Here is a 25,489-nt window from a genome sequence, read left to right on the forward strand (position 1 = left end):
GCCATAGGCCCGCCCAGTCATCACATCCACCGCGCCCGGCCGGACACCCTGATCGCACTGCCGGCTTCGGCCGGGATCTCGGCGTGCAGCCGCGACGGCATGCCCATGTCTTCCCCCTGTTCGATGTCGATGGCGCCGCCATGGGGCCAGTGCAGATCCCGCAGATATCCCGCGAACGCCGCCGTCGCCGCACCGGTGGCGGGATCTTCATAGACACCCCCATAGGCGAAGGGGTTGCGAGTGTGGAACAGCCGATCTTCCGCTGCGTAGCTAAGCAATATGGTCACCAACCCCTCACGACGCATCAGGATGCGCCCCTGAGCCAGCTCATAGTGCATGGCACTGAGCGCGGTGCGGCTATTTAAGGCCAGCAGCAGGTGGTCGGCACCGCCATGGATCAAGGCAGGCGGAATGCGGGGATCCAGATCCGCCGCGCCATAGCCAAACAGCGCCAAGGCCTCACGCACCAGATCGGCGGATGCCGGTTGACTGCGGGTCGGCGGTGACTGCAGCGCCGCCTGCCATTGTCCGGCCTCATCCTGCCAGCCAGAGACCCGAATATCGCTCTGACTGAGGTTCAGCGCATAGTCCCCTGCCCCGAAACGGTGCGCCAGCGCCACCCCGAGGGCGATGGTGGCATGACCGCAGAAGGGCACCTCGGCCTCGGGCGAAAAGTAACGCACCCGCCAGCGGGTCAACTCACCGGGTTGCAGCGGGGCGGCGAAGGCCGTCTCCGAGAAGCCCACCTCGGCGGCGATGCGTTGCATCTCCTCTGCCCCGGGCAGGCTGGCACCCGTCCAGACCCCGGCGGGATTGCCCCCTTGTGGACCATCGGAAAACGCGGCGATCCGCACCAACTCAGTTACCAGATCCATCATGATCACTCCCTGTTCTTATGTCGAAAGAATACCGGGCTCCCCTCGCGCTGTCGCCACGCTGGCCCCGTATGTGGCCACTGGCCTGGTGCGCGAAGAAAGCTATGTGTGGCACCAGCAAAACAGGCCCAGCTTAGCCGTTAAATTAACTGCCGCACAGGTGCCGCTTGGGCGCCGCGGATCCTGGCACAGGCGGCTAGAGTGTGATCACAGTGTCTGTATATGAGCCGATCTGGAGTGCCATATGTATTCTTACACCCTCAGCTTCAAGGAGGAGGTCGACAAACTGACGGCCGCCGAACACGAGATCATCCTGCAAAGCCCCGCCCAGGCCGGCGACTTCGTCATCCTCTCCGACGGCAGCCGCCACCAGGTGATGTTTGTCAGCCACCGTGCCCACTACAGCAGCCTCTATCTCGATAAGGGCGTAAGGGTTCCCCAGAGCTGAGCCCGCTGATTAATGGGCACCAGATGGATTGCACCTGTTTGCCGGTCCCCTGTGCGAGCCCTATTCCAGGTGCTAACGTGAAACAGGCCTGCTATCTCGCCCCCAGGATATTGCCGCGAACACAGGCTGTTTCTCATGGCAGTCAAGGCTGCGATGAACCGGAAAGACTCACACTTTGAGGGATTCACTATGTCCAGGAATGCTGCTCTGATCGTAACCCTGACCCTGACCCTGCTTGGCATGGCCCCGGCTCATGCCATCAACGCAAAATACGCTCAGCAGCTGGAGCACTCCGGCTGTACACAGGTCACCGAAGCCCAGGGCTGCGACATCAACAAGACCAAGGCCGAGAATGCCGCCGCCGGGTTTGGTGATGCCCCCGCGGCCGCCACCAGTGGCAGCCCCTACACCGGCAACTGGGTCGCCACCTTCCCCGAAACGGGCGCCACAGTGGCCATTATCCGCATCGATGACAAGGATCAGGTCTGGGTCAACGACAAGAAGGTCAGTGCCAAGAAATCCGATGGGGCCCTGGTGTTCAAGGACGGCATGATCATCTACACCATCCAGGGGGATCGTCGCATCAAGGGCGAGGATGGCTGGGTCGATAACGATGCAGGCACCAAGGGGCCAATCGCAGCCAAATAAGCGACATAACCGGACGTGAAGGGGAGCCTGGGTTCCCCTTCTTGTTTTATCTCTTGCCATTCCTTGCCCCCTGTCGCCACTGTGAGTGGCAGCCCTCCTCTTCCCCTACCCCTGTTTCGGATAGTCGAGCACGGCCGTCACCGGCTTTTGCGACGGGACGACCGACCAGGATGGCGCGTCAAAGGTGAAGCGGGCGACGGAGCAGGTCGGCATCCGGGTGATCTTGCCGGAGAAGCGATGGGCAAGGTCGGTGAACTCGGGGTTGTGGCCAAACAGCATCACGCACCTCAGGGGATCGCCAAGCTCCCCTATCACCGCCAGCAGGGTCTCGATGTCGCTGGCATAGAGCCGCTCATCGACGAGGATGCTCTTGGCCCGGAGATCGAGCGCCTCGGCGATGATGTTCGCCGTCGACAGCGCCCGGCAGGCGGGGCTCGACAGTATGGCGTCGGGCTTGACCCCGGCCTTTGCCAGCCGCTTGCCCATCAGGGGGGCGTCACGCTGACCGCGCTTAGCCAGCGGCCTCGCCCTGTCAGACAAGGCAACCTCCTCCCAGCTCGACTTGGCATGGCGCACCAGCAACAGCGTTCTCTCCATTGTCCCTCCCCGATGGCTTTCGTATCGCCATCCTCTGTTGAGGGCAAGCATGGCTCAGTCCGTCACTCAGTGACACCCGCTGATGGCGAAGCGCCGCGAGAGCTCTGGACGAATGCCGCCTGGGATGGCGAATGCAGGGTCTCACTCAGCCAGGGGGGCGGGTTATGGGCTCACCTCTTCCATCAAGATCAGCCGCAGAGGCTCCGCCAGCAACTCCTCGGCCTGGCCGGCAAAGGCCTGAAAATAGTCGGTCGCGCAATGATCATCCAGGGCGCCCTGATTGACGAAGGCCTCGCGCATATAGAAGGTCCCCGGCTCCTCCTGCAACTCGAACAGCACATAATCCAGGTTGCCCGGCTCCAGGCGCGTGGGCTCGATAAGCTTGAGCAGCTCGCGCCGCAGGCGCTCCCTCATCCCGGCCCTGGCTTTGAGCACTGCAATCGACACTATCTTGTCCGATCTCATCTTCATCATCACACTCCGTTATCAAGAAATTCATTGGCAAAGGATGCCCATCACAGCGGCTTGTCAGCGAGCCAAGGGCGCATCCTTCGACATGAGACGCAGTGTAAGAGCAGGCTATTGATGCGTATAGACAGACAATATGGACAGACTGTTCGCTCTATTTAACAAATCTGAGAGCAACACGGAAGGCAGGTCCCGGGACTGGTGAGTGCACCCAAGCCTCCTGAAGGGAAGCCTGCGACCGAGCCATCGAGGCTTTCGCACCAGAGCCAGCCGCTGATCACACGTGCGCCGCGCCGCTGATCACCGACTCGCGCATTCAACTCCTTGGCCTGCAGTCTTCACAGGCACGAGCGGCGCCGTTGCCCATCGGTTCGGTAATCTGGGCCCACACCCAGCCTCCTGGCTCTCTATGCCGCCCTCAGTAAGGCGTGCCGTCTTTATGCAGGGCAGACCAGGCGCCATCGGCGCCTTGTACCAGGGCCAGATCGTCATCAGGGTATTCGACCGTATCGGCAGGCAGTCTGTCGCCGACTTCAAGGTAGGTTACGTCTGCGGAGGATCTGTTCAACAGCTGGTGAGCCAGGCCACTGCTGGCCTTGAAACCGATGCAATCCCCCGGCGACATCGGGAACTCCTCATCACCATGGACTAGCGTGGGGGTCCCCGAGAGGATGTAGATGAACTCATCCTGTCTGGAGTGATGATGCTTGAGCGCCGAGATGGCCCCCGGCGCCAGGGTCGTGAAGTTGACGCCAAAGTTGGTGAGACCGAAGTGATCCCCCAATCTGCGCCTGGTGCGGTGCCTGACCAGGGAGGCGAAGGGTTCTGGATAGAGGGACTTGGCCCCCTGTACCGGGATCTGGGTTAGGTGAACGGGCCTGTGGTCAGCCATCTCGATTCCTCCGTCTCTGTGCGCTGGCAAGGGTTACCGACAAGCCGAGTCACAGACTCGTCCATCGCTCACCCCACAGTTAGAGTCCGGCTTTAGTTTCTGTCAATGCGAAGCGTCGTGACATGAGGCCTAACCGGCGTTTCTGCCAGCGCTGCAATGGGCAGCGCTGATTGACCCTGCAGCCCCTACATGACTTCGAGCTTGACCTTGATAAGGCCGGATCTGAGGTTGCCTATGCTGCTGAACGCCGCCTTGGAGAGATCGATGACCCGCCCCCTCGGGAAGTTGCCCCTGTCATTGACCCGCACCACCACGCTCTTGCCGTTGGCGACGTTGGTCACCCTCACCATGGAGCCGAAGGGTAGCGTCATATGGGCCGCCGTGTTCGCGTTCTTCTTGTAGGGCTCGCCGCTGGCCGTCCTCTTGTTGTGGTAACGGTCGGCATAGTAGGACGCCAGCCCGGTCTGGCTATAGCCGCGCCAGTTGCCGCCCTTGCCGGCTTCCGGCTGGCTGCTACAGGCTGCCAGCAGCAGGCTGAATGCCAACAGCAGGACGCTTCGCACGCTCCTCTTCATTCCGTATTTCCTCGACTGTGTATGGGGCCTCATGCCTGGCCTGCTCGCCAATGCTTCATCGCCGCTCCAGGCGCCCACTCTCGCATATTTCCCATATAAAACGGGAGGCCCAGCCTCCCGTTTTGCGTATTGCTCCGTCAGCCTCTGTCAGGCGATCAGCTTGTCATCGGCGAAACCGAAGCCGCGCAGGCCCACCACGTGCACATGCTCGTGCTTGCCCTGCACCTTGCGGATGAGCTTGTAGGTGGTGCCCTTCTCGGGGCTGATGTTTTCCGGGGCGGCGATCAGCAGCTGCATGTCCTGCCGCTCGCACAGCTCGAACAGGGTGGCGATGGACTTGCCATCCAGGCGCGCCGCCTCGTCCAGGAACAGCAGACGGCAGGGGGCTATGTCCTTGCCGCGCAGGCGGCGGGACTCCTCCTCCCAGCTGATCAGCACCATCAGCAGGATGGCCTGGCCGGTACCGATCGCCTCGCCGGTGGAGAGCGCACCGCTCTCCGCCCGCAGCCAGCCGTCGGCGCCACGCTGCACCTCGATCTCCAGCTCCAGGTAGTTGCGATAGTCGAGCAACACGTCGCCCATCACCTGGTAGCTGCGCTCCCCCTGCTCGATCTGCGGGTTCAGGCGCTGGAACAGCTTGGCCATGGCCTCGGAGAAGCTGAGCTCCTTGTCGGCGAACAGATCGTTGTGCATGGCGCTCTGATCCGCCAGCGCGGTCAAGAGCCGAGTGTGAGCCTCGCGGATATTGACGTTGAGGCGCACCCCGCGCACCAGCCCGAAGGCGATGTTCTGCAGCCCCTGGTTCAGCACCCGGATGCGGTTCTGCTCGCGGCGGATGATGTTGGTGATCTTGGCCGCCACCTCGTGGGAGGAGAGCGACAGATGGGTTTCCCGCTGCTTGAGCTCGTCGGCGAGACGGGCCAGCTCGATCTCCATCTCCTCGATGGCCTCCACCGGATCGTCCGAGCGGATGATGTCGTTGCGGATCCGATCCTTGAGGTAACGGTAGACCTGCACGTAGAAGGCGACCTTCTGCTCGGTGCTGCGGTTGCCCTCTGAGAGGCGCAGCGCATCGCGCAGCGCTTCGTCGTGGGCCACCGCCACCCGCAGGGCGCCGAGCGCCTTGTCGGACATGGAGCGCAGCTCGTCGCTGTCGAGATAGGCCAGCTCGCGCTTGTTGAGGCGCTTCTCGACGTCGGTCTCCCGCGCCAGCCGTACCACCCGCGACCAGCTCGCCTTGTGGCCCACCAGGGATTTGCGGGCACCGAAGTAGTCCTTGCCCTCCAGCTTGAGGCGACCCCCCAGGGATTCAATCTCGCGCTTGCATACCTGCAGCTGGGCCTCGGCGCTGGTGCGACGGGAGCGGGTGCGGATGAGCAGCTCTTCGATCTCTTTCTTGTGGGCGCGGGACTTCTCCTCCATGTCGGCGGACATCTTTTCACCAACAGGGGTCAACCCCATGGCGGCCAGCTCCTGCTCGAACTCGTTCAGGGTCTGGCGCTTGGCCGAGGCGCTGGAATCCAGCGCGGTGCGCAGCTGCAGCGCCTCGGTGTGGCGCAAGGCGATCTGCTTGTGCTGCTCGCCGGCGGTGCGGGCGGCCAGCTCGGCGGCCTTGAGCTTCTCTTTCAAGCGCTCGCTCATCTCGGAGGCCTTGCCGAGCAGGTCCTGGGCGTCCTGATAGGCGAAGTGCGGCAGACGGGCCACCAGCTGATCCAGCGCATAGGCGCGGCGCTTCTGCTCGGCGAGCTGCTCGTTCACCTCGTCGAACGCGGCCTGCAGGGCGGCGAGATCCTGGGGATCCTGGCGCAGCACCTGCACCAGTGTCTCGAGCCTCTCGAGCGCCTTGCCGTGCTGGCCGATAAAGGCTTCGGCCTGTTTCAGGCTCGCCACATCGGCGTGGGCGGCCTCGAGCCGCGCAGCCAGATCCCCTTCGGCAAACAGGTGGGCGAAGGGCAGCATGGCCTGCACCAGCTGGATATAGCGGGTCAGCTGGGCGCCCGCCGCCTTGGCCTCGCCAAGCTGCTTGTCGCACTCGGCTATGGTTCCCTGCAGCTTGCGCTGTTCGTTCTGCTTCGCCTGCACCTCGGCCTCCGGATCCGGGCGGAAGGCGATATCCAGATGCTGGCCGATAAAATCGCGGAAGTGGCCGTAGAGACGGTGATACTTCTGCTGCTCGAAGGCAGCCTTGGCGTAACCCTCGATCAGATTCTCGCGTTCCAGATCGAGCTGCTCGATGCGTTTCTCACGGGCGGCGCGGCCGAACAGCGGCAATTCCGGGTAGCGGGAGAAGCGCACCTGACGCTTGCTGCTGCGCACCAGCACGGCGTCGCCGAGCTCGTCCGCCTCCACCAGATCCTCGTCGAAGGAGTCGGGGTTGCCCTGGATGAGGTAGATATCCTCGGGGCAATCTTCCAGCTTCTTCAGCCGCTCGATGGCCCCTTCCAGATCCAGTACCACCAGGGCACTGCGGGCCGGGCCGTAGAGGGCGGAGTAGTAAGGCGCATCGTCGATGGAGATGTCGTCATAGACGTCGGAGAGCAGCACACCCCCCACCTGCTCGGCGATGCGGGCGAGGCGCGGATCCGCCTCCCCTGCCCCCAGCTGCAGGTTGCGGATCTGCAGCTCCAGCGCCTGTTTCCGGGCCTGGATGCGGTTGCTCTCCTGCTCGAACTCGCGCTCCTTGTCGAGCACGGTCTGCATGCCGGCGGAAAGCGCCTCGGCGCTGGCGAGCGGCAGCCCGCTCTGCTCGCGCAACTGCTCGAGCTTCTCGAAGGATTTCAGCCAGCGCGGGGCCAGCTTGGTGAGATCGCCGATGTCGCGGCCCAGCTGAACGCCCTGATGTTCGAGGCTGGCGCGACGCTGGCTCAGATCGCTCTGCTGATCGGCCAGCTCCTCCTGACGGGTGCGCTGGGCCTCGAGGAACAGCTCCAGCTCGTCGCCGCTGGCGATCTGCTGGCCAGAGGCCTGGGCCAGCTCATCGCGCAGCTTGAACAGGGCCTTCTGGCTCTCGCTCTCCTTCTCCAGGCGGGCCAGGGCGGCGCGCAGCCCCTGCCCCTGTGCGATGCGGGCCTTGTCTTCGATATGGCGCTTGAGCAGCGCCTGGGCGGTGGGCCAGGCGGCCTCGCGGGCGGTCTCGGGGGCAATGCTGAGCAGCAGCGTCAGCGCTGCCTGGTGCTCGGCCACCGCGGCCTTGGCCAGGGCCAGCTGCTGCTCGGCCCCCAGTACTCGACTGGTGAGGCTCTGCTCGACGGCGCGGAACTGATGCAGGGTCTCGCTCGCCTGCTCGGCGCTCAGCCCCGGCAACTCGCACTGCTCGCGGGCACTGTCCAGCGCCTGCACCGCCTGACGGTACTGGATGGCACGGGTCTGCTGGATGTCCAGCGCCTGCTGATAGTCGGCGAGCTGGGTCTTGAGGCTGTCCACCTCGGCTTGGGCCAGCTCCTTGCGCTCCTCCACCTCCAGCAGCTGGCTGTGGATCTCCTCCACCACCGCCTGCTGCTGCTCGAGCTTGTCGTTGAGATCCGCCAGATCGGCGCGATACAACTCGATCTTCTTCTGCAGGCTGACGGCGGCCATCACCTTGGCCAGGTGCTCGGCGGCGGATTCCAGCTCGTCGGTCAAGAGCTTCTCGCGGTTGGTGAGCTGATCCGCCTCGTCCGCCAGATAGATGGCGCGCTGCTTCTCCTCGGCCAGCAGCCGGCGCTTGCCGGCCAGCTCAGCCCGGGCCTTGAGGGCCAGCTCGGAGAGGCGATTCTTCTCGGCGGCGTTGCGCACATAGTCCGCCGCCACGTAGTGAGTGGTCTCGGTGATCAGGTTCTTGAACAGATCCCGCTGACCCTGCGTCTCCTTGATAGCTTCCAGGGTGCGGCGGTTCTCGTAGATGGCCGCCTCCATGTCCTGGAACGCCTTGCGCACGCCTGAGTTCTCCGGCAGCAGGTATTCCCGCAGGGAGCGGCTGATGGACGAGGAGATGCCGCCGTAGAGGGAGGCCTCGATCAGCCGATAGAACTTGCCGCGATCCTTCTGGTCGCGCAGCTTCTTCGGGGTGATGCCGAACTCGAACATGAAGTTGTGATAGTCGGTCACCGTATTGAACTTGGCGACCTTCATGGCACCAAGATCGGCGGCGGCCCCCTTCAGATCGGCGAAGGCGCGCACCCGCCCCTTGCCGTCCTGGAGTTTTTCCAGCAGCAGATCGGTGGGCGCCAGCCCCTCGGGCACGTCTACCAGGGCGAAGGGGGTGATGTTGACCTTGTTGTCGCGGTTGGCGACCTGCTCCAGGTGCACGCCGACCCAGATCCGCTGCTCACGGCTGTTCATCACCTCGAGTACCGAGTAGCAGTGGCCCCGCTGCAGCTTGCCGTAGAGCCCCTTGTCGCGGGAGGCACTGCTCGATCCCGCCTCTGTGGTGTTGCGGAAGTGGAGCAGAGACTGATCCGGGATCAGGGCCGCGATAAAGGCCGCCATGGTGGTGGACTTGCCGGCACCGTTACCGCCGGAGAGGGTGGTCACCAGCTGGTCGAGATCGAAGGTGCGGGCAAAGAAGCCATTCCAGTTGACCATGGTCAGGGATTTAAATTTGCCTCTCACGACTTTGCCTCCATCTGGGCCTTGGATTTAACGCTGCAGGTCATCTTCAACCTCCAGCTCGAGCTGTTCTTCATCGAGATCCGCTTCGATGTCTTCAAACAGCGAGTCGCTGCTCGGCATCTCGTCGTCGTGGAAGATGGCCTCCCCCTCCTGGATCATGCGCAGCTGCACGGCGCGGGGATCCTCGTCGGAGCGCACATCGGCGGCGAAGCGGAACACCGACTCGTTGACCCTGAACTTGTCGCCGTTGCCGAGCGCCGTGATCATGCCAAGGCGGCGCAACCGGCGCATGGAGGTGCGGATCTTCTCCAGCAGCTTCTTCTTGTCCAGATCGGTGCCGCCGGAGCGGCTGTTGACCATGCGCAGCAGCTGCTTCTCGTCCGCCAGGCTCAGCACCTCCTCTTGCAGCTCGCCCATGGCGAACACCCCTTCAGAGGCGAGCCGGTCCGGGCTCAGGAACAGGTAGCAGAGCACCTTGCCCACCAGCATGTCGAGCTCGGACAGGACAGTGGTACCGATGTCGGCGCTGGGGCGCGGGCGCAGATAGAAGAAGCCCTCCGGCGCCTTGATGAGCTCAACCTGATAGCGGCCGTAGAAGATCTCCAGCTCGCCGTGATACTCCACCAACATGGAGTGCTGTTCGAAATCGTCGGCACTGAGGTGGCGGCCCGAGCGCAAGGCGGTGTCGATGCGCGGAAACAAGGGGTTGGCGATGGCCTCTGCGAGCCGCAGCGGCAAGGGAAAATCAGTATTGATCAATGACATAGGCCTGAACCTTGGATCCAGCTTGGTTAATGGGTTTCCATGCGGGTTGCTGGTGAAGCTCGCGCTCACCGCTGGCATGGCCGAGGCGCACGGCCTGGTCTATCAAGAGGCGGGCCACGTCGAAATGGGCATGGGCCGGGTAATCCAACAGGTACTCCCGCAGCACGTCGGCCAAGTCCAGTCGCGAACTCTGCTCGGGGTAGCGGGCGAGGTAGCGATCGATGCGCTCCGCCAGCTCCTGGTTGATGTCCACCATCTCCAGGTATTCCATCTCGAGCGGCACCTCGCCGGTGACCTCCTCGTCGTGGATGGCGATGGTCTCGTCGCGCAGCTCCAGCAGGCGGGGCTCCTCGGCAATGCGCAGCAGCCAGCTGTGCTGCTCGAAGTTGCGGATGGAGTCGCGCAGCCGCTGGCTGAAGGCGCGGTTCTTGTCCATGTCGATGGCGTTGCGGATGAATTTGTGGACGTGTCTGTCGTAGCGGGCCCACAGCTCGATGCACTGCTGGCCCCAAGAGGTGATAACGTCCAGACGCCCCTGCAGGGCATGGGTCAGCTCCTCGACGTGGAACAGATCCTCACGCCCCTGGGCCGCCTCCTGAATGTTGAGCAGCCCCTCCTGCAGCCGGTGACCGGCGGCGTCCAGAGTATCCTGCAGCTCGCGCAGGGTCTGGCCTGTCTCGTGCAGTAGCTTCTCGCAGCTGTGGATGGCGTCGACCCAGTTCTGGGTCAGCAGGGCCGCTATCTCGCTCTTGACCTGATTCTGCTGCTCGTCCATGGCGCGCTGGGTGAGATCGATACGCCCCAGGGTCTCCTCGAGGGAGAAGCTGAGCCTGGGCAGCACCTCGGCGTCCCACTGTTCGCGGGTATTGGTCTCGAGCGCCGCCTCGCGGGCGGTGTCGAGTTCGGCCGCCAGGTGTTCGAGCAGGATGGAGAGCTTGATGGAGTCAACCTGGCGCTGATCCATGAAGAAGTCGACGATGCTCACCCCCAGGCGCGACAGGCGGTAGAGGCTCTCCCCCGCCACCATGTCGGTGTTGAAGCGCGACAGCAGTTGCTGGCGAATGAGATCGTTGATGGCGTTGTTGGCGCGACCGCTCTGGGTCTCGTCCATCTGGCCGAAGGCGCTGCTCACGTAACCGAAGGCATCGTGCAGCGCGGCCTCCGAGAGATCAGACTCGTCCTCGGACAGGGTCTTGATCGCGATCAGAAAGGCCAGCCGGTCGGTGGGCAGGCTCAAGGCCAGACCTTCCTGTCTGACCCATCCCACCGTCTCGGGCAGGGTACGGGATGTACTCATCATGACGTTATCATCTCGTTGTTATCGGCGAGGGACTGGCACGGGGCGCCGTTTCCGCTCGCGCTGGTATGGGCCAGGGGTGCGCGGGCGACCCCTGGCGGCTAGATCCCGCTAGCATAAAAACCGGGCATGGCTGCTTGGCTCGTGCATCGTCAACATGGGGTCTTGAGCGAGACGACCGCAGGCCCTCGACGGTGCCTGCGAGCGTCCCTTGCCCTCGTTCCCTCATCGAGGTGTCAGCCGGCTGGCTTCTGCGCCATCACATGAATGTAACGGCCGAGCGACACGAAGGGCTCCTGGCGGCAGTACTGCAGCTCCATGGCCAGCAGATCATCGAACTTCTCGACCTGATCCTGCTTGTGGCGCATGTAGTCGTGGATGACCCGCACCCCCGTCTTGCCGATGATCTTGAGCCCCCCTCGCCCTATCCAGTCGTATACCTGTTCCGGCAACTGCGGATTGGTGGGGGTCAATGCGGTCTGACGCTTCTTGCGAAGGCCGAGCCGCACATAGTCGAAATTGCCCACCACCAGGCTCTGGAACAGCAAGCCATGACGGTTGTAAAAAAGCAGCGACAGTATGCCCCCTGCATTGACGAAAGGGAACAGACCGAGCAGGGTCTGGCGCGGCTCGGCGAGCCACTCCAGCACAGCATGACAGAGCACCAGATCAAAGGTTCCGCTCACGTGCTGTTTCAGATCCTGGATGGGGCACTGGATGAGACGAATTCTGTCTTCAAGCCCCTTCTCGGCGATCTGGACCCGGGCCAGCTCCAGCATCTCCGCCGACAGATCGCACAGCTCCACCTGGTGACCCATGGTCGCCAGTTTCTGGGCGAAGTAGCCAAAGCCGCCCCCCGCATCCAGGATCCGCAGCGGCCGGTTGCCAAGGCGCGCCAGGCAGGCTTCGATGTCGCTCCACACCACAGTGGTGCGAATGCGCCCCTTGGTGGAGTCGTAAATGTTGCGGGCGAACTTGTCGGCGCGTCCGTCAAAACTCTGATCTTGCTTCAAGGCAGACTCATCTTCGGCCGCACCTGTCCGTCGGCTCACGGGATGGGAGCACAGAGGGTTGGGCCACAGGAAAAAAGAGGGGTATTCTGTCACATCCCGGATCCGCTGAAAACTCAAGGACGACACCACAGTGTTTGAGCTAAAAAAATGGCTGGGTCAGCTGCTGATGCCGCTGCCCTTCTCCCTCACCTTATTGCTGCTGGCGCTGCTGCTGCTCTGGTTCACCCGCTTTCAGAAGACCGGCAAGCTGCTGGCCACGTGCGCGCTGCTGCTGATCACCCTGATGGGGATGCGACCGGTAAGCTACGAGCTGGCCCGCCCGCTGGAACAGACCTTCCCGCCGTTTGAGACAAGCCTGCACCCGGAGATCGACGCCATCGTCGTGCTCGGCAACGGCCACGTGAGCGATCCCGCCGTGCCCATGCGCAGCTGGCAGAACAACATCGCCCAGGCACGAACCCTGGAGGGGGTGCGGCTGGCCCTGGCTTATCCCCAGGCGCAGCTCATCTTCTCCGGTTATGTGGCGGGGGATCCCTTGTCCAACGCCGAGGTCAACGCCCTCATGGCGCAGAGCTTAGGGGTAGACAGATCCCGAATGACGTTGTTTGAAAACAACAAAGACACCCATGACGAGGCGGTCAGCATCAGTCGTTATCTCAAGGGCAAGCGGGTGGCGCTGGTGAGTTCGGCCACCCATCTGCCGCGGGCCATGGCGCTCTACCGCGGCCAGGGACTCGATGCGGTGCCGGCCCCCACCGACTATACCGCCAAGCAAAGCCAGCAGCCGCAACCCCTCTACAGTTACCTGCCCAAGGGGCGTTATCTGATGTATTCCGAGGCTGCCATTCACGAGTGGATTGGGGTATGGTGGGCCCGTTTGCGGGGGCAGGTTAACGAATGAGCGATCGGCTCTTGCATTCCTGATTTGGATCAGGAAAGCGAAAAAAAATTACGTCATTTGCCGCCGGGTCAGCTATCTTGGGCTCGGTTCAATTCATATAATGTCGCGCAATCAAATGCCTAGGAGATATACAAGATGAGACAGCACCTGGTAATGGGTAACTGGAAACTGAACGGCACCAAGGCTTCTGTAGAAGCTCTGATCAAGGGACTGACCCCGGCTGCTGCCGCTCATCCTTCTGTGCAAGTCGCCGTCTGCCCGCCGGTTATCTTTTTGGGCCTGGTTGAGCAACTGACCGCCGGCAGCAAGATCGCCTACGGTGCCCAGAATGCCGACCTTCACGAGTCTGGTGCCTTCACCGGCGAGAACGCCCCCTCCATGCTGAAAGCCTTCGGTTGCACCTACTCCCTGGTCGGCCACAGCGAGCGCCGCACCCTGCACGCAGAAACCGACGACGTGGTGGCTGCCAAGTACGAAGTCATCCAGAAAGCCGACCTGATCCCCGTGCTCTGCATCGGTGAGACTCTGGCTCAGTTCGAAGCCGGCGTTACCAAGAACGTGGTCGAAACCCAGCTCAAAGCCGTGATCGATCGCTGTGGCATCGCCTCCTTCAGCAAGGCCGTGGTGGCTTACGAGCCGGTATGGGCCATCGGCACCGGCAAGACTGCCACCCCGGAGATCGCCCAGTCCGTCCACGCTCACATCCGTCAGTACCTGGCTGGCTTTGACGCGGCCGTGGCTGCCAAGGTCCAGATCCTGTACGGCGGTTCCGTCACCGGTGCCACCGCTGCCGATCTGTTCGGTCAGCCGGACATCGACGGTGGCCTGGTGGGTGGTGCGTCCCTGAAAGTGGACGACTTCTCCCAGATCATCGCTGGCGCTGCCCAGTAAATGATGCACAGAGAGGGGCCTGGCCCCTCTCTGGTATATCGCTTTCCTATGGTGTCCGCATTCCATAGGAAAGCCGATATAGTAAACATGGCTGACCCCATTTTCAGATACAGATTTTTGACAACTCAGATCCAGAGGCACTCATGACCAAGCAAATCAAACGTATTGGTGTTTTGACCAGTGGTGGTGACGCACCGGGTATGAACGCAGCCATCCGCGCCGTGGTGCGCGCCGGTCTGCATCATGGCCTGGAAGTCTACGGCATCTATGATGGCTACCTCGGTCTGCATCAGGACAGGATCGTCAAGCTGGAGCGCCACAGCGTCTCCGACGTGGTTAACCGCGGTGGTACCTTCCTCGGCTCTGCCCGTTTCCCCGCCTTCAAAGATCCGAAAGTCCGGGCCGAGGCGATCGAGAACCTGAAAAAACACGGCATCGACGCCTTGGTGGTGATCGGCGGTGACGGCTCCTACATGGGTGCCAAGAAGCTGACCGAAGAGGGCTTCCCCTGCATCGGCCTGCCGGGCACCATCGACAACGACATCGCCGGTACCGACTTCACCATCGGCTTCGATACCGCACTGAACGTGGTCGTGGACGCCATCGACCGTCTGCGCGACACCTGCAGCTCCCACCACCGCATCTCTGTGGTCGAGATCATGGGCCGCCACTGTGGCGATCTGGCCATGTCTGCCGCCGTGGCCGGCGGTGCCGAGTATGTGATAGTGCCGGAAGTGACCTTCGACAAGGACAAGCTGCTGCAACAGATCAAGGAAGGCGAAGCCAAAGGCAAGAAGCACGCCATCATCACCATCTGTGAGCACGTCACCGACGTGAACGCCCTGGCCAAGGACATCGAGGCCATGACCGGTCGCGAGACCCGCGCCACCATTCTGGGCCACATCCAGCGCGGCGGCTCGCCGACCGCCCGCGATCGCATCATGTCCAGCCGCATGGGCGCCTTCGCCGTCGAACAACTGCTGGCCGGCCAGGGTGGTCGCTGCGTCGGGATCCAGGGCAACGAGATGGTGCACCACGACATCATCGACTGCATCGAGAACCTCAAGCGCCCGTTCGATCAGGAGCTGTACGATCTCTCCACCACCCTGTTCTAAGCCAGATAGCGCTGATACAGGTTGCTGTGACAAAAACCCTCCGCCGGAGGGTTTTTTTATATGTCCGTGGCGGCTGGCCGTCGGCCCCTTCGGTGCCACACCTCAGCGCCCAGCGCTCCCGAAGACATGGAGGCACGGGACCTGACCCCCAGCAAGGGTCACTCAGCGCCCATGACGCGTTTTACTCTGCTCTGACTGTCTCACTGAGGTCGATCGCCGTGGCCAGCCACGCCCCTAATACTGTGAGCGCCTCTGCCCGTCATCCGGCTCGCTGGCCCCGGATCCCCGTCCCTAGCTTCCCGGCGCCATCCCTCCCCCGGCAAGGCGCCGCCAGCAGCCTCCATTACAGCCAGATAGGGGGGTAACAAGCACCCACCGCTACCAGATTTTCTCTCGGCCAAGGCGATATTCCCCCTGTTTTTAACCATGAATTGTGAAAACGCTGCCAGGAAGTGACGTTAAGGTACTGCCATGACTGGGGTTAGGGGTATAAGATCGAGGAAAAGTGGCTGGATAAGTCATATAGTGCATCCAGGCAAGCCAACGCCTCCATGGCGACATCTCCAGACGCAGTAACGGAGGGTTTTAGGCGAGAAAACTTATGAAACCCAATAAAAGCCCCATATAAAACCCATAAAAAAATCACCACACAAAAACGTAACACCATGTATTTATTACAAATAATGCCATGCAGATGACATGCGCATCCCCCACCTTATCACCATGGTGATAAAGTGACCTCAAAATTGTAAAAAAGACGCCTTATTCTTATCTTGCAATAAAACTGCCACATAAATACATTTATCATTGTTTTACCAGGCCGTTATGGTATCTTGATCCCATCATTAGTCAGTGAAGGGAGACAAAATAATGAAAGAGTTCGTTGTTACCGCCGTATTTACCGTGTTTTTCACTCTGGTTGCCGTCTCTCTGCCGTCACTGGCACAGCTTTGAGTCGGTTGATTGCCCAGAGAATGACATGGTCTGAACGCCATCAAGGCCTGGATGCTGGCTAATCACTCACAGAATATGTTTTTGGTGCCACTGATCTGAATATGCAGACGAATCGGCCTTTATAGCCAATCTGCGCATGTTTTACGATCAAGCCATCGCCAACAAGGGGAGCCTCATGCTCCCCTTGTTGCATTTCTGCCGACGGGATTTACTCTTGCTCCCCTGCCCGTCACAATATCTGCTGGACTAGCCATGCAGGAATTACCATGACCCAAGATGCTCTGCGCCATTGGCGCCGTGATCTTCATCGTCTGCCCGAAGCGGCCTGGTGTGAATTTAGAACCAGCTCCCTCATCGCTCATCACCTCTCTGAACTCGGTTTCTCCGTCATGCTGGGTGACCAGCTGCTGGCCAGCAACCTCATCATGGGGCGAGAGATCGACGTCGCGGCCCAGAAGGAGCGCGCCCTGCGCCAGGGTGCACACCCCGACTGGCTGGCCCGTATCGAAGAGATAACGGGCGTGATGGGACTCTGGGAGAGCGGCCGACCGGGCCCTACCCTGGCGTTTCGCTTCGACATAGACGCGGTAGAAGTGGATGAGGGCCAGGGAGAGCTGCATCCCCCCAGCCAGGAGGGGTGGCAGTCCCACAACCCGGGCTGGATGCACGCCTGTGCCCACGATGGCCACACCGCCATCGGTCTGGTGCTGGCCGAGCGCATAGCTGCCCTGGCCGAGCGGCTCAACGGGCGCATCAAGCTGTTCTTCCAGCCTGCCGAGGAGGGTTGCCGCGGTGGCAAGGCACTGGCGGCGGGCGGTCAGCTCGACGACGTGGATGCCCTGCTGGCGCTGCATATTGGCATTCATGCCAAGAGTGGCGAACTGGTGGTCAACCCGACCGAGTTCCTCTGCTCCACCAAGTTCGATGTGGAGTTTATGGGCCGTGCCGCCCACGCGGGGCTCGAGCCCAACGCGGGCAGCAATGCGCTGGCGGCGGCCTGCATGGCCACCACCGCCATGCTCGGCATTCCCCGCCATCGGGATGGCATGACCCGCATCAACATAGGTCAGCTCAGCGGCGGCAGCGGCCGCAACGTGATCCCGGGCCACGCCCGCCTGCAGGGTGAAACCCGCGGCGCCACCCCTGAGCTCAACAACTACATGTTTGGCCAGGTGCAGCAGATAGTGGAAGGGGCCGCCCTGATGCAGGGCACGACCTACCTCATCCGCAAGCAGGGGGAAGCCATCGGCATCGAGAACAGCCCGGCCCTGCTCGAGGAGATAGTGCCGCTGGCGCAGGCCCTCCAACTCGAGACCATCCACAGCCGCCGCTTCGGCGCCAGCGAGGATGCCGGCTTCCTCATCGAGCGGGTGCAGCGCAGCGGCGGCGAGGCCGCCTATCTGATCCTGGGGGCCGATCTGGCGGCGCCCCACCACCATCCGGAGTTCGACTTCGATGAAACCGTGCTGAGCCACGGGGTCGCCCTGCTCGAAGCCTGGTTGCTCAGCCGCCTCGGCACCTGAGAAATGCGAAGATGAAAAAAGGCAGCCCAAGGGCTGCCTTTTTTGTGGCTGGCGAGGAGCCGGTGCCTCATTGCCCCAGCACTATGGCGGAGAGGTGGGCGAAGTGATGGATCTCGTGGGTCGCCTCGCACGCCACCTGCTGGCGCGCCGGGTTGTACCAGCAGGTGGCCAGCCCCTGCGCCGCGGCGCCGGCGATGTCGGTCTTGGGATTGTCCCCCACCATCAGCACCCGCGCCGGGCTCGGTTGCCCCATCAGCTCGAGCGCATGCTGGAAGATGGCGGCGGCCGGCTTGGTCACATTCACCTCGTCGGAGATGATCAGCGGCTCGAACCAGTCGTCCCAGCCCAGCTTGCTGAGGCGACCACGCTGGGGCAGGCTGAAGCCATTGGTGATGATCCCCATCCTCACTTGGCCCTGCAGGAGCGCCTGCAGGGTCTCGACCACCCCCTCCAGCGGCATGCTCAGGGCGATGATCTGCTGCAGGAAGGTGTCGTTCATCGCCATGGGCGCCACATCCACCTGCTCGGCAAACAGCGAGAAGCGAGTCTGCTGCAGATGGGTGGCGTCTATCTCGCCGGAGTTGTACTGCTGCCACAGTCGGTGGTTCAGCTCGTGATATTGCGCCATCTTGGGCGCGCAGGGTGTCACCCCGTAGATCTGCAGGGTCTGCTCCAGGGCCTGGGCGACCGGGAAATCGAGCAGGGTTTCGTCCAGATCGAACAGCACCCAGTCGTAACTTGGTTGTTTCACGCTTGTCCTCATTCGTTGTCTTGCTTAGGTTGCTTGCTCATGCATCTCGATCATCGAGGCGCCGCCCCAGCGGGCCGTCGAGCAGATCCAGCGTCAATCTGACCCCGAATCCGGTCACCTCGCTGCTGACCACACCGTTGCCCCCCTTGTTGCGAAAACCGCTCAGGTCGAGGTGCAACCAGGGGGTCTGCTCGGGCACGAAACGGCTGAGGAAGCGGGCGGCATCGATGTGATCCGGTGACGCACCCGGCGCACACTGTAGCAGATCGGCCCATTCGCTATCGAGGTTGTCATCGTAATCCTCGTCCAGCGGGAAGGGCCAGACACGCTCACCGCTGCACTGGCCCAGGCTTATCAGCTCGCCGAGCCACTGGGGTCTGTTGGTAAAGGCGCCGCTGTAACGGCTGCCGAGCGCCCGCTTGCAGGCACCGGTGAGAGTCGCGTAGTCGATCAGCAGGTCCGGCTCGTCCTGCACCGCCAGGGCCAGGGTATCCGCCAGCACCATGCGCCCCTCGGCATCGGTGTCGACCACCTCGATGGTGGTGCCGTTGATGGCGGTCACCACCTCCCCGGGTTTGTAGGCCAGCGGGCCTATGTGGTTCTCGGCGATGGCGAGCCAGCAGTGCACCTCGTAGGGCAGTTTGGCCCGGCTGATTGCATAGAGGGTGCCCAGCGCCACGGCGCTGCCCCCCATGTCCAGGTGCATACCATACATGCTGCCGCCGACCTTGAGGTTGTAGCCCCCTGAGTCGTGGCAGATCCCCTTGCCCACCAGCGCCAGCCTGCGCTCCACCTTGGCCGGGTAATAGCTGAGCTTGACGATGGCGGCCTGGTTGTCTGCCGATCCCCTGGCCACCGCCAGGAAGGCGCCGGCGCCGAGTCTGGCGAGCTCGGCCTCATCGTATTCCTGCCACTGCCAGCCCTCCTGCTGTGCCAGCTGCTGTGCCCAAGCCCGGTAGCTGCGGGGGGTCAGATCGGAGGCCGGCAGCACGGCGAGATGACGGGCCAGGCCATTGCCTTGCGCCTCGGCATGGATCCGGACCAGATCGAGCTCGCACGCGGGTGACACCATCAGGTACCGGTAGCTCGGGGGCTCCTCGCTGCGCTGCTTGTGGGTTGGCAGCGGCACATTGGCCGCGAGCAGCGCCGAGAGCACCAGCTCGGCCAGCAGGGCCCGGCTGGCGTCGTCGAATCCCTCAAGATGCAGCGCCAACTGCTCCACCTTGAGGCCGGCCAGGGGTGCGACCCAGGAGCGGGCCAGCTTGTAGAGCCGATGATCCAGGGTTGGCTTGGGATCCACGAAGATCACCAGCTGCAGGCCCTGGCCGTCGGCCAGCCGATAGGGGGCCTTCTGGCCAAGGGCGAGCTGGGCCGCGACCCCGGCGAAGGCGGGTTGCGCCAGCAGGGTGCTGCGCTCGGTGTCGGCGACCAGCAGCAGCTTGATCTGCGCCTGGCTTGCCATCACCTCGTCAAGGCTAGTGGTCTGGATGTCAATCTTGGGAGGGAGATAACTGAAGGGTTGCAGCATAGGAAGCGGCCTCATCCATGAACAGAGGTCACGATGATACCGAACAAGGGCTGGCGACGACCAGTAGCTTGAAAATTAATGTTCAAGATCAGAATGATAGAATTGGAGATCAGAGAGGGAAAACAGGGGGGATAACATGAAAAGTTGGTTGCGGGGGCCAGATTTGAACTGACGACCTTCGGGTTATGAGCCCGACGAGCTACCGAGCTGCTCCACCCCGCGTCCGAATTGTTTGTCCGTTACCGGACCTATCCCACAGGGTACCGAGCAATAGTACCTTGCGTCTTCGTCTCACCGCAGCGACCTGAGCCGTGCCATGAGGACAAATAGTTGGTTGCGGGGGCCAGATTTGAACTGACGACCTTCGGGTTATGAGCCCGACGAGCTACCGAGCTGCTCCACCCCGCGTCCGAATTGTTTGTCTGTTGCCAGACCTATCCCACAGAGTACCGAGCAGAGGTACCTTGCGTCTTCGTCTCACCGCAGCGACCGAAGCCGTGCCATGAATACAAATAGTTGGTTGCGGGGGCCAGATTTGAACTGACGACCTTCGGGTTATGAGCCCGACGAGCTACCGAGCTGCTCCACCCCGCGTCCGAATTGTTTGTCCGTTACCGGACCTATCCCGCAGAGTACCGAGCAGAGGTACCTTGCGTCTTCGTCTCACCGCAGCGATCTGAGCCGTGCCATGAGGACCAATAGTTGGTTGCGGGGGCCAGATTTGAACTGACGACCTTCGGGTTATGAGCCCGACGAGCTACCGAGCTGCTCCACCCCGCGTCCGAATTGTTTGTCTGTTGCCAGACCTATCCCACAGGGTACCGAGCAGGGGTACCTTGCGTCTTCGTCTCACCGCAGCGGCATGCGCCTTGCCATGAATACAAATAGTTGGTTGCGGGGGCCAGATTTGAACTGACGACCTTCGGGTTATGAGCCCGACGAGCTACCGAGCTGCTCCACCCCGCGTCCGAATTGTTTGTCCGTTACCGGACCTATCCCACAGGGTACCGAGCAGGGGTACCTTGCGTCTTCGTCTCACCGCAGCGGCATGCGCCTTGCCATGAATACAAATAGTTGGTTGCGGGGGCCAGATTTGAACTGACGACCTTCGGGTTATGAGCCCGACGAGCTACCGAGCTGCTCCACCCCGCGTCCGAATTGTTTGTCCGTTACCGGACCTATCCCGCAGGGTACAGAGCAGGTGTACCTTGCGTCTTCGTCTCACCGCAGCGACCGAAGCCTTGCCATGAGGACAAATAGTTGGTTGCGGGGGCCAGATTTGAACTGACGACCTTCGGGTTATGAGCCCGACGAGCTACCGAGCTGCTCCACCCCGCGTCCGAATTGTTTGTCCGTTACCGGACCTATCCCGCAGGGTACTGAGCAGAGGTACCTTGCGTCTTCGTCTCACCGCAGCGACCTGAGCCGTGCCATGAATACAAATAGTTGGTTGCGGGGGCCAGATTTGAACTGACGACCTTCGGGTTATGAGCCCGACGAGCTACCGAGCTGCTCCACCCCGCGTCCGTATTTCTTCAAACTGGCCGAGCAGTAGCCAATTTGCTTTCTTCAGTAAAACGCCTTCATCTACAACCACTTAACTCGTGCTTTCGATGTCGACTCTCAGATGGTTGCGGGGGCCAGATTTGAACTGACGACCTTCGGGTTATGAGCCCGACGAGCTACCGAGCTGCTCCACCCCGCGTCTGAGGTCGCCAATAATAGGCGCCAGCGCTGAGATTGCAAGTAATTATCCTAAAAAAAGTGCATTAGGGGATGAAACCGCCATATGTTGTGTTCTTTTGCAACAAACCGTAGTTTTTTCAGTCAGCTAGCTGATGCCCTGCCCCGCAGGAAGCTTCTGACCCCTCTCTATATCTGACAGCCGATCCACGCCGGCGGTGCACCTTTCCCACGAAAAAGCCCGCGCCTATGGGACGGCGCGGGCTTCTCTGTTCTTCATGACGCGTTGCGGCGGGCTCAGACCAGCTGATGCAACACGCTGGTCGCCGCCAGCTGGGCGATGATCAGGCCACAGAGAGTGGTCGAGACCACCACAGGCGCCGTCTCCTGCTGTCGATAGAGCGGGCTGAACCAGAGCAGCAGGGCGGCGATCAGCAGCCCGGCCTGGGTCAGCACCCCGGGGATCAGGGCATCGAGGCTAGCGCCATGACCCTGCCACCCCACCAGCACCGCCAGCCAGATCAGGCTCAGGATGGCGGCGACAAGCCCCGCCATGGGCAGCAGGGTATTGAACGCCTGCAGCCTGTGACGGGCACGCAGCAGCATCAGGTGGGCAAAGGCCGATCCCAGCAGCACCATCTGCAACGCCCCGCTCAGCCAGCCCTGGATCTGCAGCAGGCCCAGCCCGTACAGGGCGAGCGGCATGGCCGGCAGCCACAGCAGACTGGACGGGATGGCGCGCTTGCCCTCCAGGCGGGACTGGGCCAGGGAGAGGACTATCCCCAGGATCATGGCGGCGCCCCCGCACCAGATCAGCCAGCCTTTCATCCCGGCCTCCATCGCCAGCATCAGGGAGAGCCCGGTGATCACCCAGATGGAGAAGAGCTGCGTCGTGATCCGCGAGCGCTGGCCCGGGCAGAGATCGCCGCGCCACAGCACCAGCCCGAGTGCGATCAGGGCACCCAGCGCCATCAGGCCGGTCAGGGGAAAGAGCCAAAAAGGAAGTTGGACGAACATAGGGTCTCCGGCAGCAAACGGATGACGGGGCCAAAGGGGCGCCCGGCAGTAAAAAAGAGAGGGGCGAGTATACCCAAACCCGCCCCCATCCCCAACGGCGATATCCGGATCTAGCCCTGGCCGCGCGCCAGGGCCACCACCCTGGCGAACATCTGCCGGATCATCGGCGGGATGCGCTCGCCGCCGAGCCGCTCCGCCTCCTCCACCACCGCCAGCGCCAGGCCGGGCTTGCTGCGATGATGGATAGCCTTGGCGATGATGCGCCCGGGGTTGAGGGTCGAGCGACCGCCGACGCCGGCCTCGCGCCGAAACACCCCCTCGAACCCGTTCTGATAGAGATAGTGCTCGATGTCGGCCGCCGGCAGCTGGGTCAGTCGATCCCGCTCCCGCTCACCCTTGAGCAAGGAGCGGGCCGAGCTGGCGTACTTGATCCCGGCCTCGTCGCCGTCGGTAAGCAGGTGCCACTCGATGCCAAAGTCCCGCGCCACCTTGATGAGCGGCGCCTGGCCGCACTGGGCGAATTCGATGATGCGCACCCCTTCCGCCCGCAGACTGTAACCGCAGATCTGGGCCAGCTCGGAGAGCAGCCAGATCTCGGTCTCCCCTTCCACCAGCAGCCAGCAGCGGGCGAACATCGACATGGGTCTGTTGATCCGCACATGGAAGGCGATTTTGCGCAGATCGTCGCTGCTGTAGCGCTCGCCCCCCAGCTGATGGCAGACGATGTCCTGCTGACGGCGCACCAGCCGGCGCACCTGATTGAGCGGCAGGGAGGAGAGCAGATCCCCCGAGTTGGTGGTGAGCAGCTTCTGGCCGGGCAGCTGCTCGAGCAGGCCCCAGGCCAGCGCCAGCATGGTGGGGTGCAGGCGGCTCTCCGGGTCTTCCAGGATCATGATGGGCCTGGCCCCCTCCTCCAGCTCGCGGTTGCCGCGGGCGTTGAGCAGCATGGCCGCCATGCCCGCCATCGCCAGCTGCAGGGCCCGGTTGTCGGCGTTGCGCAGCAGCATCTGCAGGTTGCCGGGGTTGCGCAACGTCATGGGGCGATTGACGATCTCCCGCTGGCTGCGCGGCTTGTGCTTGATGGGGGCCAGGGCGCTGAAGTAGTGCTCCATCAACTGGCGCACCGCCAGCAACGCCTCCTTCAGTTCGGGCTCGCCGATGCGCTGGGGCTCATCCGTCAGCTTGCCGGACAGCTCGCCGAGGCGCTGCTCGGACAGATCCCCCCAGGGCAGCGCCTCGACCCCATCGCGGATCGTGCGCGCATCGCGCAGGCGGAACACCGGGTTCATGGTGATGAGCAGCTGCACCAGCTCATCGTTGTCGTCGATGGCCAGGGTCTTGCCGATACCGTCGAGAAAGTCATGGGTGGTCAGCACGCTGCCGTCATCCTGCAGCTCGGCGCTGGCGCGATAGTGGACGCGGTGAAACTTGTCCCGGTGCGGGATCCAGGCCTCGCCGAGGCGCGCGAGGCGGCGTGAGTGCTGGCACATCTGGGGCCGGTACTCGCTGAAGGTGAGCACCAGTTGCAGGTTGCGCGACGACGCCAGCTCCGGATCTTCCGGTTGGTGGAAATCATCGCGGGTGAACTGATAGGGGCCGGCATCCCCCAGCAGGCACCAGAGGGCACGCAGCAGGCTGGACTTGCCCCAGGCGTTTTCACCGATGAGCACCGTGGTGTGATCCAGCCCGAGCGAGAGTCGATTTATCCCGCGAAAACCTTTGACTTCAATACGTTCCAGAAACATGAGGCCATACCCAAGTCCATGCTGATGGCGTCATAGTGGCAAAGTTGCCAGGAAAATCCTATCGGGTCGTGGCGACTTTCAGCGGGAACTGTGAGGAATGAGAGGTTCGGGGGCAGGAGGGACACAGAGCCGGATCTTGGGGCCATTCCAATGGCTGAACCAGAGATGGCGGGTACGGATCTGACGCTTGCGATGCTTCAATGGACACTCCTTGGGGATAGAGGGCAGCCAGGCTGCCGTTACCCAACGAGTCTGCCGCCTATCCGTGACAATGGGATGACAACTGGCTGCGCCACTGCCCGGGACTGAGGCCGAAGGCCTCCCGGAAGCGGTTGCCGAGATGGGCCTGGGAGGAGAAGCCGCACTGGGCGGCGATGCTGGCCAGGGGATCGGGTCCTGCCAGCAGTTGCTTGGCCCGCTTCAGCCGCAATTCCTGCAGGTAGCGATGGGGCGGGCAACCCAGGCTCTGGCCGAACATGCGGGCGAAGTGATATTCGCTGAGGCCCGCCTCCAGGGCCAGCTCGCTCAGGGTGACGGGCTCGGCCAGGTGCGCCAGCAGATACTCCTGCACCCGCCGGATCACCACGGGGGCCAGGCCGCCGCGCACCTCGGGCAGGTTGGGCGCCTCCCGGGTGTGGTGGCGATAGGCGTGCAACATCAGCATCCAGGCACCGTGGGAGAGCGCCATGCGATCGACCCCGTGCTGCCAGTCCAGCTTCATCAGCTGGGCCTGCACCAGCGCCGCGGCCTGGGGATCATCGATGAAGGTCTTGTCTTCCAGCACCAGATGACGGCCCTCCTTGTCACAGGCCTGCTCGGCGATGCGAGCGAGGTGATCGGGGCTGAAATAGAGGTGGAAGAAGCGAAACTCCTCGCGCACCAGCCATTCGGATCTGTGGTGATCCGGCATGATGCACACCTTGCCGGTGCCACCGTGGCCGCCGGGCCCGTCCAGCCGCTCGGTCTGCTCGCCCCCCTGCAGGTAGACGCTGACCGTATGATGGCCAGGTTTGTGGTAGCGGGTCTGATCGTAACAGTTGCGCCAGCTGGCGACCCCGAGCCCGGGCTCCAGCCAGCAGGAATCCTCCAGCCTTGCCCCCGTGCTGACCAGTGCATCGAATACTCCCGCCTGTCTCATCTGCTGCAACCTGCCTGTGCCTTGCGCCTCATCCTGCCCCATCTTACCCCTCCCCCTTGCCGCGCACAGCGGTCA

At 62.6% G+C, this 25,489-nt stretch carries 20 protein-coding genes and 9 tRNA genes; 6 read left to right on the plus strand and 23 right to left on the minus strand.

Annotation, left to right across the window (positions count from 1 at the left end):
* Window positions 1-20: 20 nt before the first annotated feature.
* On the minus strand, window positions 21-878 hold the full coding sequence (locus EL255_RS11060) for a PhzF family phenazine biosynthesis protein (RefSeq protein WP_042652244.1): 858 nt from the start codon (window positions 876-878) through the stop codon (window positions 21-23).
* A gap of 241 nt (window positions 879-1,119) precedes the next feature.
* On the opposite strand from EL255_RS11060, the gene EL255_RS11065 reads away from it, so the two are divergent.
* Together EL255_RS11065 and EL255_RS11070 are read left to right on the plus strand one after the other, a co-directional pair.
* Window positions 1,120-1,323 (plus strand): hypothetical protein, encoded by a 204-nt coding sequence (locus EL255_RS11065; protein WP_042652245.1) that lies wholly within the window; start codon window positions 1,120-1,122, stop codon window positions 1,321-1,323.
* Window positions 1,324-1,512: 189 nt separating this feature from the next.
* On the plus strand, window positions 1,513-1,971 hold the full coding sequence (locus tag EL255_RS11070) for a hypothetical protein (RefSeq protein WP_042652246.1): 459 nt from the start codon (window positions 1,513-1,515) through the stop codon (window positions 1,969-1,971).
* A gap of 105 nt (window positions 1,972-2,076) precedes the next feature.
* Here the strand turns inward: EL255_RS11070 and EL255_RS11075 are convergent, their stop codons facing one another.
* The 8 genes from EL255_RS11075 to cmoM all read right to left on the minus strand — a co-directional run bounded on the left by EL255_RS11075 (window position 2,077) and on the right by cmoM (window position 12,168).
* On the minus strand, window positions 2,077-2,568 hold the full coding sequence (locus EL255_RS11075; RefSeq protein WP_042652247.1) for a SixA phosphatase family protein: 492 nt from the start codon (window positions 2,566-2,568) through the stop codon (window positions 2,077-2,079).
* Window positions 2,569-2,730: 162 nt separating this feature from the next.
* Complete coding sequence (locus EL255_RS11080) at window positions 2,731-3,039, minus strand: putative quinol monooxygenase (RefSeq protein WP_042652515.1); 309 nt, start codon at window positions 3,037-3,039, stop codon at window positions 2,731-2,733.
* A gap of 415 nt (window positions 3,040-3,454) precedes the next feature.
* Window positions 3,455-3,928 carry a cupin domain-containing protein gene (locus EL255_RS11085; protein WP_042652248.1) on the minus strand — a complete coding sequence of 158 codons (474 nt, stop codon included), beginning with the start codon at window positions 3,926-3,928 and terminating at the stop codon, window positions 3,455-3,457.
* A 185-nt stretch (window positions 3,929-4,113) separates the two neighbouring features.
* On the minus strand, window positions 4,114-4,503 hold the full coding sequence (locus EL255_RS11090) for a septal ring lytic transglycosylase RlpA family protein (protein ID WP_042652249.1): 390 nt from the start codon (window positions 4,501-4,503) through the stop codon (window positions 4,114-4,116).
* Window positions 4,504-4,650: 147 nt separating this feature from the next.
* On the minus strand, window positions 4,651-9,093 hold the full coding sequence (gene mukB / locus EL255_RS11095; protein WP_084228273.1) for a chromosome partition protein MukB: 4,443 nt from the start codon (window positions 9,091-9,093) through the stop codon (window positions 4,651-4,653).
* A gap of 27 nt (window positions 9,094-9,120) precedes the next feature.
* Window positions 9,121-9,858 carry a chromosome partition protein MukE gene (gene mukE, locus EL255_RS11100; RefSeq protein ID WP_042652250.1) on the minus strand — a complete coding sequence of 246 codons (738 nt, stop codon included), beginning with the start codon at window positions 9,856-9,858 and terminating at the stop codon, window positions 9,121-9,123.
* Entirely contained in the window at window positions 9,839-11,158 is a 1,320-nt protein-coding gene (mukF, locus tag EL255_RS11105) for a chromosome partition protein MukF (protein WP_042652251.1), read from the minus strand. Before mukF ends, mukE begins: the two co-directional genes overlap by 20 nt.
* 233 nt (window positions 11,159-11,391) lie before the next feature.
* Entirely contained in the window at window positions 11,392-12,168 is a 777-nt protein-coding gene (gene cmoM / locus EL255_RS11110) for a tRNA uridine 5-oxyacetic acid(34) methyltransferase CmoM (protein WP_042652252.1), read from the minus strand.
* A gap of 130 nt (window positions 12,169-12,298) precedes the next feature.
* Here cmoM and elyC point away from each other — a divergent pair, with 130 nt between their 5' ends.
* From elyC to EL255_RS11130, 4 genes are all read left to right on the plus strand, one after another.
* Window positions 12,299-13,069, plus strand: coding sequence for an envelope biogenesis factor ElyC (elyC, locus tag EL255_RS11115; RefSeq protein WP_042652253.1), 771 nt, complete (start codon window positions 12,299-12,301; stop codon window positions 13,067-13,069).
* A gap of 135 nt (window positions 13,070-13,204) precedes the next feature.
* Window positions 13,205-13,960 carry a triose-phosphate isomerase gene (gene tpiA / locus EL255_RS11120; RefSeq protein ID WP_042652254.1) on the plus strand — a complete coding sequence of 252 codons (756 nt, stop codon included), beginning with the start codon at window positions 13,205-13,207 and terminating at the stop codon, window positions 13,958-13,960.
* Window positions 13,961-14,103: 143 nt separating this feature from the next.
* The gene (gene pfkA, locus EL255_RS11125; RefSeq protein ID WP_042652255.1) at window positions 14,104-15,075 is read left to right on the plus strand and encodes a 6-phosphofructokinase; all 972 of its coding nucleotides are present in this window, start codon (window positions 14,104-14,106) and stop codon (window positions 15,073-15,075) included.
* 1,220 nt (window positions 15,076-16,295) lie between these two features.
* Window positions 16,296-17,552 (plus strand): amidohydrolase, encoded by a 1,257-nt coding sequence (locus EL255_RS11130; RefSeq protein WP_042652256.1) that lies wholly within the window; start codon window positions 16,296-16,298, stop codon window positions 17,550-17,552.
* A 67-nt stretch (window positions 17,553-17,619) separates the two neighbouring features.
* Here the strand turns inward: EL255_RS11130 and yjjG are convergent, their stop codons facing one another.
* The 14 genes from yjjG to EL255_RS11200 all read right to left on the minus strand — a co-directional run bounded on the left by yjjG (window position 17,620) and on the right by EL255_RS11200 (window position 25,414).
* Window positions 17,620-18,303 (minus strand): pyrimidine 5'-nucleotidase, encoded by a 684-nt coding sequence (yjjG, locus tag EL255_RS11135; RefSeq protein ID WP_042652257.1) that lies wholly within the window; start codon window positions 18,301-18,303, stop codon window positions 17,620-17,622.
* Between the two features lie 37 nt (window positions 18,304-18,340).
* Entirely contained in the window at window positions 18,341-19,831 is a 1,491-nt protein-coding gene (locus tag EL255_RS11140; RefSeq protein ID WP_042652258.1) for a M17 family metallopeptidase, read from the minus strand.
* A gap of 145 nt (window positions 19,832-19,976) precedes the next feature.
* Window positions 19,977-20,053: transfer RNA gene (locus tag EL255_RS11145), tRNA-Met, on the minus strand.
* A gap of 109 nt (window positions 20,054-20,162) precedes the next feature.
* Window positions 20,163-20,239, minus strand: a tRNA-Met gene (locus tag EL255_RS11150).
* Window positions 20,240-20,348: 109 nt separating this feature from the next.
* Window positions 20,349-20,425 (minus strand) — tRNA-Met (locus tag EL255_RS11155).
* Between the two features lie 109 nt (window positions 20,426-20,534).
* Window positions 20,535-20,611 (minus strand) — tRNA-Met (locus EL255_RS11160).
* A 109-nt stretch (window positions 20,612-20,720) separates the two neighbouring features.
* Window positions 20,721-20,797: transfer RNA gene (locus EL255_RS11165), tRNA-Met, on the minus strand.
* Window positions 20,798-20,906: 109 nt separating this feature from the next.
* Window positions 20,907-20,983 (minus strand) — tRNA-Met (locus EL255_RS11170).
* Window positions 20,984-21,092: 109 nt separating this feature from the next.
* A tRNA-Met gene (locus EL255_RS11175) sits at window positions 21,093-21,169 on the minus strand.
* A gap of 109 nt (window positions 21,170-21,278) precedes the next feature.
* A tRNA-Met gene (locus EL255_RS11180) sits at window positions 21,279-21,355 on the minus strand.
* Between the two features lie 104 nt (window positions 21,356-21,459).
* A tRNA-Met gene (locus tag EL255_RS11185) sits at window positions 21,460-21,536 on the minus strand.
* Window positions 21,537-21,811: 275 nt separating this feature from the next.
* Window positions 21,812-22,531: a hypothetical protein gene (locus tag EL255_RS11190; protein WP_042652259.1), complete on the minus strand. Its 720-nt coding sequence runs from the start codon at window positions 22,529-22,531 to the stop codon at window positions 21,812-21,814.
* A 110-nt stretch (window positions 22,532-22,641) separates the two neighbouring features.
* The gene (locus EL255_RS11195; RefSeq protein WP_042652260.1) at window positions 22,642-24,276 is read right to left on the minus strand and encodes an ATP-dependent endonuclease; all 1,635 of its coding nucleotides are present in this window, start codon (window positions 24,274-24,276) and stop codon (window positions 22,642-22,644) included.
* 259 nt (window positions 24,277-24,535) lie between these two features.
* A complete protein-coding gene (locus tag EL255_RS11200) occupies window positions 24,536-25,414 on the minus strand; it encodes an AraC family transcriptional regulator (protein ID WP_408608809.1) in 879 nt (292 codons plus the stop codon).
* Window positions 25,415-25,489 lie beyond the last annotated feature (75 nt).

Source organism: Aeromonas encheleia (assembly GCF_900637545.1).
In the GTDB taxonomy this organism is placed as follows: Bacteria; Pseudomonadota; Gammaproteobacteria; order Enterobacterales; family Aeromonadaceae; genus Aeromonas; species Aeromonas encheleia.